Annotated in this window: 10 protein-coding genes; 1 reads left to right on the forward strand and 9 read right to left on the reverse strand. The window is 59.7% G+C overall.

The window, feature by feature from the left end:
* The 9 genes from P0D73_RS45630 to P0D73_RS45670 form a co-directional block, all read right to left on the reverse strand.
* On the reverse strand, positions 1–332 hold a 332-nt coding region (locus P0D73_RS45630; RefSeq protein WP_408436253.1), incomplete at its 3' end, for an SDR family oxidoreductase.
* Positions 333–504: 172 nt separating this feature from the next.
* Positions 505–1392 (reverse strand): 2-hydroxy-3-oxopropionate reductase, encoded by an 888-nt coding sequence (glxR, locus tag P0D73_RS45635; RefSeq protein ID WP_408183496.1) that lies wholly within the window; start codon positions 1390–1392, stop codon positions 505–507.
* Positions 1393–1444: 52 nt separating this feature from the next.
* Positions 1445–2431 (reverse strand): 2-hydroxyacid dehydrogenase, encoded by a 987-nt coding sequence (locus P0D73_RS45640; RefSeq protein WP_408320039.1) that lies wholly within the window; start codon positions 2429–2431, stop codon positions 1445–1447.
* A gap of 58 nt (positions 2432–2489) precedes the next feature.
* Positions 2490–2921 (reverse strand): GlcG/HbpS family heme-binding protein, encoded by a 432-nt coding sequence (locus P0D73_RS45645; RefSeq protein WP_408320037.1) that lies wholly within the window; start codon positions 2919–2921, stop codon positions 2490–2492.
* Positions 2922–3067: 146 nt separating this feature from the next.
* Positions 3068–3331, reverse strand: a complete 264-nt coding sequence (locus P0D73_RS45650) for an FmdB family zinc ribbon protein (protein WP_408436260.1) — start codon at positions 3329–3331, stop codon at positions 3068–3070.
* Positions 3332–3519: 188 nt separating this feature from the next.
* Positions 3520–4452, reverse strand: a complete 933-nt coding sequence (locus P0D73_RS45655) for an acetamidase/formamidase family protein (RefSeq protein WP_408183491.1) — start codon at positions 4450–4452, stop codon at positions 3520–3522.
* Between the two features lie 70 nt (positions 4453–4522).
* Positions 4523–5263 carry an ABC transporter permease gene (locus tag P0D73_RS45660; protein ID WP_408320035.1) on the reverse strand — a complete coding sequence of 247 codons (741 nt, stop codon included), beginning with the start codon at positions 5261–5263 and terminating at the stop codon, positions 4523–4525.
* Between the two features lie 102 nt (positions 5264–5365).
* A complete protein-coding gene (locus P0D73_RS45665; RefSeq protein WP_408436257.1) occupies positions 5366–6199 on the reverse strand; it encodes an ABC transporter ATP-binding protein in 834 nt (277 codons plus the stop codon).
* Entirely contained in the window at positions 6196–7353 is a 1158-nt protein-coding gene (locus P0D73_RS45670) for an ABC transporter substrate-binding protein (RefSeq protein ID WP_408320031.1), read from the reverse strand. Before P0D73_RS45670 ends, P0D73_RS45665 begins: the two co-directional genes overlap by 4 nt.
* Positions 7354–7741: 388 nt before the next feature.
* On the opposite strand from P0D73_RS45670, the gene P0D73_RS45675 reads away from it, so the two are divergent.
* The coding region (locus P0D73_RS45675; RefSeq protein ID WP_408320029.1) for a transposase at positions 7742–7993 on the forward strand (252 nt) is incomplete at its 3' end.

Genomic DNA, 7993 nt, shown 5'->3' on the forward strand with positions numbered 1-7993 from the left:
ACGGCGTGCCAATCTTCCAGACTGAGTTCGTCGATATCGACGGCCGGTGCGCCACGGCCAGCATTGTTGAAGAGAAGATCGAGGCGGTTGTAGCGTTGTCGTATCGTGTCGAAGAGAGCGGCGACGCTAGCGGCGTCGGTGACGTCGGTGGGAACAGCAAGTGCCCCTTGGCCGAGTTGCTGCGCCTCTTCGGCTAGCGCCTCGAGGGGTGCTTTGTTTCGTCCAGCGAGCACCACACGGTAGCCGTGCTGAAACAGCTTGCGAGCGGTGGCGCGTCCGATACCGCTGCCTGCTCCAGTGATCAATGCGATCTTGCCGACTTCTGAACTCATGAGACAAACCTCCATGTATCAATACGATGCACATACGATCAACACGCGCAAACAGTAATCGCGAGTTCTATCGCAATGGTGAAAAGCTGGTTGAGAAAGCCTATTTCGTCTGGACGCGAGTGGGCAGCGTATGACCAGCCCAGTCGCGTCCATTCACAACAACAGGTAGCGATTAGTTGCTGGCGATTTCGTGGCTGGATAGCAATTCGATTGCCCTGCACAGAGCCGAGTGGTCGAGCTTGCTCATGCCGTTCGCGGCGCAAGCGTTCATCAGTTCCTGCGCGGACGCAGTATGAGGCAAGGAAACGCCAAGCGCCTTGGCGCCCTGCAAGGCGAGGTTGAGGTCCTTCTGGTGCAGCTCGATGCGGAAGCCCGGATCAAATGTTCGCTTGATCATCCGCTCGCCGTGCACTTCCAGAATCCGCGACGCTGCGAATCCGCCCATCAGTGCCTGGCGCACTTTCACCGGATCCGCGCCAGCCTTCGAGGCAAAGAGCAGCGCTTCTGACACCGCCTGAATATTCAGGGCGACGATGATCTGATTCGCCACCTTGGTGGTCTGGCCATCGCCGTTACTGCCGACGAGCGTGATGTTCTTGCCCATCAGTTCAAACAAAGGCTTGACCTTGTCGAACACCGCCTGCGACCCACCGACCATGATCGTCAGCGACGCGGCCTTCGCACCCACTTCGCCACCCGATACCGGAGCATCGAGATACTGGCATCCGAGTTCGTTGATCTTTCTGGCGAACTCCTTAGTCGCAATCGGCGAAATCGAACTCATGTCGACCACGATCTGGTTCGCACGGAGTCCGCTTGCTACACCGTTTTCCCCAAAGAGCACTGACTCCACGTGTGGGGTATCGGGCACCATCAGGATCACAATGTCGGCTTGCTGTGCCACCGCGTTGCCGGACTCGCAGAGCGTCGCGCCATTCTCGATCAAGCCCGACGGCGCGGGGTTTCGATCATGCACAAAGAGTTGATGGCCGCCTTGCTGCAGATTGGCGGCCATTGGCGCACCCATGACACCCAGACCGATGAATCCAACTTTTGCCATAACTTCCTCTTCAATGAGTTCTTCTTAAATCGTTGACAGTGGCGACAAGCTATTACGCCGCGGAGCGCAATACTTCGGGGTTGAGACAGGTCTGCGGCTTCTCGCCTTTCAGAACGCTGATGACGTTTTCCGTCGCGATCTTACCCATCGCAAGGCGGGTCTCGATCGTCGCGGAAGCGATGTGCGGTACGACAAGCACGTTATCCAGGCTGCTCAATCCTGGCTCGAGTTCGGGTTCGCGCTCGAACACGTCGAGGCCGGCCCCCCAGATTACCTGGTCGCGCAGCGCGGCAACCAGTGCCTTTTCATCGACCAGCGGACCGCGGGCTGCATTGATCAGGATGGCTGTGCGCTTCATCTTCGCAAGCTCAGCCGCGCCGATGTAATGCTGCGTTTCCGGCAGGAGCGGCAGGTGCAACGACAGATAATCCGACTCGCACAGGAGCGTTTCCTTGTCGACGAATGTCGCGCCGACCTGACGTTCGAGTTCGGGATTGCGCTGTGCGTCGGTGTAGATCACCTTCATATCGAAGGCGGCCGCCTTGCGCGCAAATTTCGATCCGATCCGACCCATGCCTGCGACACCCAGAGTTTTGTTGTCGACGTCCTGGCCGATAAATGCCATCGGCGCCCATCCTTGCCACTTATCGGCACGCACGAAGCGTTCGGACTCAGAGATGCGCCGTGCTGTCGCAAGCAATAGCGCCCATGCATGGGTTGCCGTGGCGTTGTCAAGCACACCCGGCGTATTGGTCATGATCATGCCGCGTTGGGTCGCCGCCTGCAGGTCGAAGTTGTTGAAGCCAACCGCGTAGTTCGCGAAGATCTTGCATTGCGGGCCGGCGGCATCGAGCACTTCGCCGTCAATTGTGTCGGTCAGTAGGGTGATCACGGCGTCCCGACCCTGCACTGCTTTCAGCAGTTCATCGCGCGTGAGTGCCCGATCATGCGGATTGACCTCGACGTCGTGAAACTGCCGCAGATCGTCAATTGTCTCTTGCGAGATCATGCGTGTCACATAAACGTTAAACCGTTTCATTGATTGTTCTCTTGTTAAAACACGATACAACACTGCAAAAAGATTACCCGCGCATACCTCATGGCGCGTGGCCCTGCAAGCTGCATGGAGTCCCGAAACGGGCAAGTTCGTCGGCGACAGCCTGATCTTCGGCCGGCGTGAGGCCACTGATACCGATCGCCCCGATCACGTTGCCCTGCGCGTCGCTTAGCACCGCACCGCCGGGCAACGCAGTCAACAATGGATCGCAGAAATAGCTGATGGGAATTTCCTCGCGGCGCAGCCGCGCATGGAATGCGTCCGTTGTCACACCCAGACGGGTAGACGTGTAAGCCTTCTGGTGCGCTAACTGGATGCCGCGCACGGGAGCATCGTCCATCCGCAAAAATCCAACGAGGAAGCCGTGGCTATCACACACGGAAATGCACACCGGCTTGCCAAACTGCTGGTGCACTTTATCGACGGCGCGTGCGAGCAGTGCCTGCGCCGACTGGAGGTTCAAATGGCTCAATAGGTTCGCCTAGTCTTTGTGGGTTGAGGATCCGGTCGGAGATGAATGGTTAAAGTCCATCGCGTCACTCCGCTGCCCGCCGCTCCGGACGGTGGGCAGCGCCGTCTTTTGGGCCGGGCGCTCGAAGGCACGCGCGGCGACTCCATTCAGCTTACCGACGATTCGGTGCTTGACTGTGCGCGCGACCCGCAGCCGCACCCCGAGCCATGCTGATGCGTGTACACCGCACGTTCGTGGACTCGGCGTTCGGCACTCCCGGACGAGGACATCAATGCCAGTGCAGGCATGGCCAGCATGCGCTGTGCGATAGCGCTACATGTTGGGCAAGCACAGGTCGCGTCGCGTTCAGCGACAGGACGCATGACGGAGAACGTGCCACAGGTTTCACAACGATAGGGATAAATCGGCATCGCCTTTCTTTCCTCTTTCTTCGAAATCAATAGATGATTTGCGCGATTACCGACAGCGTCGTCGGCCACAGAATGTTCACCGTGCCTGCACCGACCGGTTCCAGCATCGTGACCGGGCAGTCCGGTCTCAATGCCTTGTGACGGTGCCTGTCAGCCTCGCACAGAATCCGCGGCCCGATGCCGTTCCCTCAACGCTTGGGCAAGTACTTTTTGTCGACCTTGCAGATATAGGTGTATTTCGGATTCACCATCTGGGTACAGCGCGCTTCCGCGATCTGGCCGAGCAGCATGTAGGCTTCGGCACCGGGAATGCCGTAGCCCTCTTCCAGCCAATAGACCATTTCCTCGAACGCGATACGCAGCGCGTCGTCGAGCGGCCGCGCGCAGCCGACGGTACAGATGTGCGTCGGCGTCTCGATGCGCGGCCAGATCATGCGGCTCGGCGCGCGGACGAGATCGACCTTGAGCTTCAGGTGGCCGCGAATCTCGATTGCTCCCATGCCGTTACACTCGGCGTCGCCCTGCAATGCATGCACGTCGCCGAAATACAGGTACGCGCCTTCATGGAACACCGGAAACATGATGCGATTGCCGTTCGTGACTTCCTGGATGTCCAGGTTGCCACCGTGGGTACCGTTGTCGACGGTGAGCGTGCCGCCCGCCACCGGCGCCACGCCGATCACGCCGATCATCGGCTTGGCTTCCAGCTTGAGCGAGTCGCTCCAGTGAACGATGCCATTTTCGACGACGACGTTGCGATTCTGGATGCCGAATTCCTTCTTACGGACCCAATCCGGAAAAATCCCGATGCCCGGCCACAGCGCGGTATAACCGAGGCCGTGCACGCCAACTTCGAGGACGTCGATGACGACCATATCGCCAGGCTTCGCGCCGCGCAGGCGCACAGGCCCGGTGGCCGGATTGACGAACGGGAGCTTCACTTTCGACTCGTCCAGCTTTTCGTCGAGCTGCGTAATCAGGTGGCCGCCGATGTTCAATTCGGTTTCGACCTCGAAGGTCTCGCCCGGCGAGACTTCGGCAATGAAACCATCGGTAGCCGTCAGTGCGTACTTCAGGTCATCCTTACGGATGATCTGGTGAGGTGTGGATAGTGTGCTCATAGGATGCTGCCTACTCCTTCAGGGGTTGCTAAATGCCACCGGCCGGCAACGTCGCGGCGGATGGCTTAAATCAATCGAACTTGTGCCAGGGCATGAGGAAGCGCTCTAGCCGACCGACGAGAAACGACAGGAAGAGCGCGAGTGCGATGGTCACCACCACGCCGGCGAATACTTTGGGAATGATGTAGAGGCTACCGGCCTTGAAGATCGCATGGCCGAGCCCATCGTCTGACGACATGAATTCGCCCACAATGGCACCAATCAATGCAAAGCCGACAGTGAGCCTGAAGCCCGCGAAGATGTCGCGCAGCGAGGCGGGGATCACCAGCTTGCGGAAAGTCTGCCGCTTGGTCGCGCCGAGCGTGCGCATCTGATTGATCTGATCGTCATCGACGCTGGTCGCCCCCTTGTACGCGGTGACCAGCGCCACCACCACGACGGATAACGTCGACATGGCGAGTTTCGACCCGAGCCCGGTACCGAACCAGATGATCACGATGGGCGCGAGTGCGACGATCGGAATCGAGCCCAGCGCAACGATGAACGGCTGCATGACCTTCGAGACGAAGCGTGAATACCATAGCGACAAGCCGAGCACGGTGCCGATGACATTGCCGAACAGAAATCCGAGCAGCGTTTCCATGCCAGTCACGCCGGCGTCGTGTACGAGACTGCCGTCCTGCTGCATCTTTACCAGGTAACCCCAGATCTGGCTGGGCGACCCGAACAGGAAGGCCAGCGCCTGACTCGACGTCGCAACCTGCCACAGGGCGAGCAGTGCGGCGAGTAGCGCGAGTTGGCAGGCAGCCACGACGAGCTTGCCGCGGCAGCGGCGAATTAGCCTGCGCCATTTGAGGGATGCCGGGGCATACGGGGGCGCCGGAGAGCGGGTTTCTTGCACGCGCGTTCCTTTTCAACGTTCGCCCATACGCACGTCGAGCTGAGACCAGATCTCGCGTACGTGGGCGGTGAAGCCCGCAGCGTCGCGGGCGGCCATCATGTCGTTGCGGTCGCAATCCAGGTGGACCTCGTGGATCGCCTTGATGCGGGACGGACGGTGGGTGAGGACGATCACACGGTCCGACAACGAGACCGCCTCCTCGACGTCATGTGTGATCAGCAGAACCGAGCGACCCTGACCCCTGACCAGCCGGGCCATGTCGCTTTCCAGCACCAGTTTCGTCTGGAAATCGAGCGCGGCGAACGGCTCGTCTAGCAGCATGACTTCGGGGTCGGTCACCAGCGTGCGCGCAAGTGCAACGCGCGCACGCATGCCGCCCGATAAAGCCGTCGGGTAGTAGTTGTAGTACGGAGCAAGTCCGACCTTGCCGAGCATCGCATGCGCCTTTTTCTCGCGATGCGCGCGCGACATCCCGGTCAGTTCGAGGCCAAGTGTGACGTTGGCCAACACATTGCGCCACGGCATCAGCATGTCCTTCTGCAACATGTAGCCGATGCCCTTGGGGACGTCGTCCAGCGCCTGACCGTGCCACAGCACCGCGCCGCGCGTCGGCTGCGTAAGACCGCTCATCAGGTTCAACAGCGTGGTCTTGCCGCAACCGGACGGGCCCACCAGGCTGACAATTTCCCCAGCGCGCAGGCTGAAGGAAATGTCACCGATAACCTGATTCAACTCGCCTTCATCTTCGCCATACGATTTGCCGACCCCGCGCGCAACCAGCGGGGCGTGCGGGTTGGCGGTCCCCCCCGCCTGCGCCGCAGGCACTCCTGCGCCCGCTACATTCATTTGGACACCGCCACCGTTACGCCCGCGCCCGCCGCAGCGGTCTTGGCGGCCTTGTTAGAAAAGGTGTTGTCGATCACGTCGCTATAGGCCAGCGTCCCTTGTACGTTGCCCAGGTACTTCTGCATTGATATCAGCTTGTCCCACTGCTGCCGGTCGACCGGCAGCGTTTGGGCCGGGATCTTGTACTGCAACTCCATGTCGATTGCCTTGTTCACCACGTCGGGCGGCAGGTCCGGGAACTCCGCACGGGCAACCTCCTTCGCATAGTCGGGCTTGGCATACGTAAGACGCGCGGCTTCTTCCAGTGCGTCCACGAGCGACTGGACGACCTCGGGATGCGCCATGGCATATTCGGGCAGCACCATGATCCCCGTATTGCAGAACGGACCCATATAGCTTGAGAAGTCGAATACCACTTTCGCCCCTTGCGCCATCGCAGCCGCCACCATGGGCTGCTGCGCAAACGCGATGTCGGCGCGACCCGCGAGCATGGCGCCGATTTCCGTGCCTGGGGTTACTTCGACGATCTTCGCGTCCGTGCCGACTTTCAGGCCATTGTCCTGCAGCAGTTTCTTCGTGACGCTGTACTCGGTATTCGGATCAGGCGACGTGACTAAGGTCAACCCCTTGAAAGCTTTGGGATCGGTGATGCGCGCCACAGTCTTTGATACGCCAAAGTAATGTGCACGCTGCACCAGCGTCCCGACGACCATGCCCGGTCCGCCGCGCTCGCGAGACATCTCCACCATGGTCGGATCGCCGACGGCAAACTGCGCGGTCTTGCCGAGCACCGCGGCGAAAGCCTGCGTGTCCCCACCGGCTGCGGTCAGGTGTATGGTCAGTCCGTGCTTCTCGAACAGCTTCGCGTGCTGTGCAACGTAGAGGTCGATGTAACCGAGGTTATGTACGGCCTCGGAAAACTCGATGGGTTGCAGCGACGCCGCGGCAGCGGAGTGAGCGAACCCGAAAGCGCTGAGCGTGGCGAGCAGCACACGCCCAAGTTGGGGCACAACACTGGTAGCAGAGCCCGAACCGACTGCTGAAAATGTACGTCTTTTCATTGCTTCCAACTCCGACAATAATGGGATCGCAAAACGAAAAAGGTCCGGCATCAGACGCGCTGATGTCGGACCTTTTTGGCCGGTGTTATCCAAGACGCCTTTGTCTCGGACAACGGGAGTGCTGTTTGATGCTCGTCGCGTACGGCGAAGCCAGCGTGGCTTATTAAGCAACGGCTATGCCAGTTTGCGCCACACAATGCGTGCCGGTTCTTCGATCCTTGCGGACCCACGAATGGAAGAGGGATCACTCACATTTCACACAGAGCAAAAGGAGCAATGTGAACGATCTCCGGATGCACCGGCTGCGCACCATTTCGCGTTACAGCACGCCATTGGTGCAATGTTGCACAGGCAAATAGCATTCGATATCTTTAGGAAAGCTCAGCCGGCGTGGGCGTCTTGCCGTAACACCTGTGGTGGTCTAATTTCCTCGGACAGGTCGATAGGGGGACAATCCTAAATCGACGAGGAAAAACAATAGATGACAAGAAGGCGCCGACAATTTGACGCCAGCTTCAAGCTGGAAGTGGTACGGATGGTACGAGACCAGGGGTTATCGGTCAGCGAAGTCAGCCGGTCGATGGACCTTGTTGAGACAGCCGTGCGGCGCTGGGTGGCGCAGTACGATGCGGAACGTGCTGGCGGCCCCGGCGAGGGCAAGCCGCTGACAGCTGAACAGCAGCGCATCCGGCAACTTGAAGCAGAGAACCGCCAACTGCGAGAGGACAACGCA

It is taken from the genome of Paraburkholderia sp. RL18-101-BIB-B, assembly GCF_046026985.1.
GTDB lineage: Bacteria > Pseudomonadota > Gammaproteobacteria > Burkholderiales > Burkholderiaceae > Paraburkholderia.

Bases quoted from the DNA above. Each gene is read 5' to 3' on its own strand.
- glxR (WP_408183496.1), bottom strand. From the start codon at position 1,392: ATGGCAAAAGTTGGATTCATCGGTCTGGGTGTCATGGGTGCGCCAATG.
- P0D73_RS45640 (WP_408320039.1), bottom strand. From the start codon at position 2,431: ATGAAACGGTTTAACGTTTATGTGACACGCATGATCTCGCAAGAGACA.
- P0D73_RS45650 (WP_408436260.1), bottom strand. From the start codon at position 3,331: ATGCCGATTTATCCCTATCGTTGTGAAACCTGTGGCACGTTCTCCGTC.
- P0D73_RS45655 (WP_408183491.1), bottom strand. From the start codon at position 4,452: ATGAGCACACTATCCACACCTCACCAGATCATCCGTAAGGATGACCTG.
- P0D73_RS45665 (WP_408436257.1), bottom strand. From the start codon at position 6,199: ATGAATGTAGCGGGCGCAGGAGTGCCTGCGGCGCAGGCGGGGGGGACC.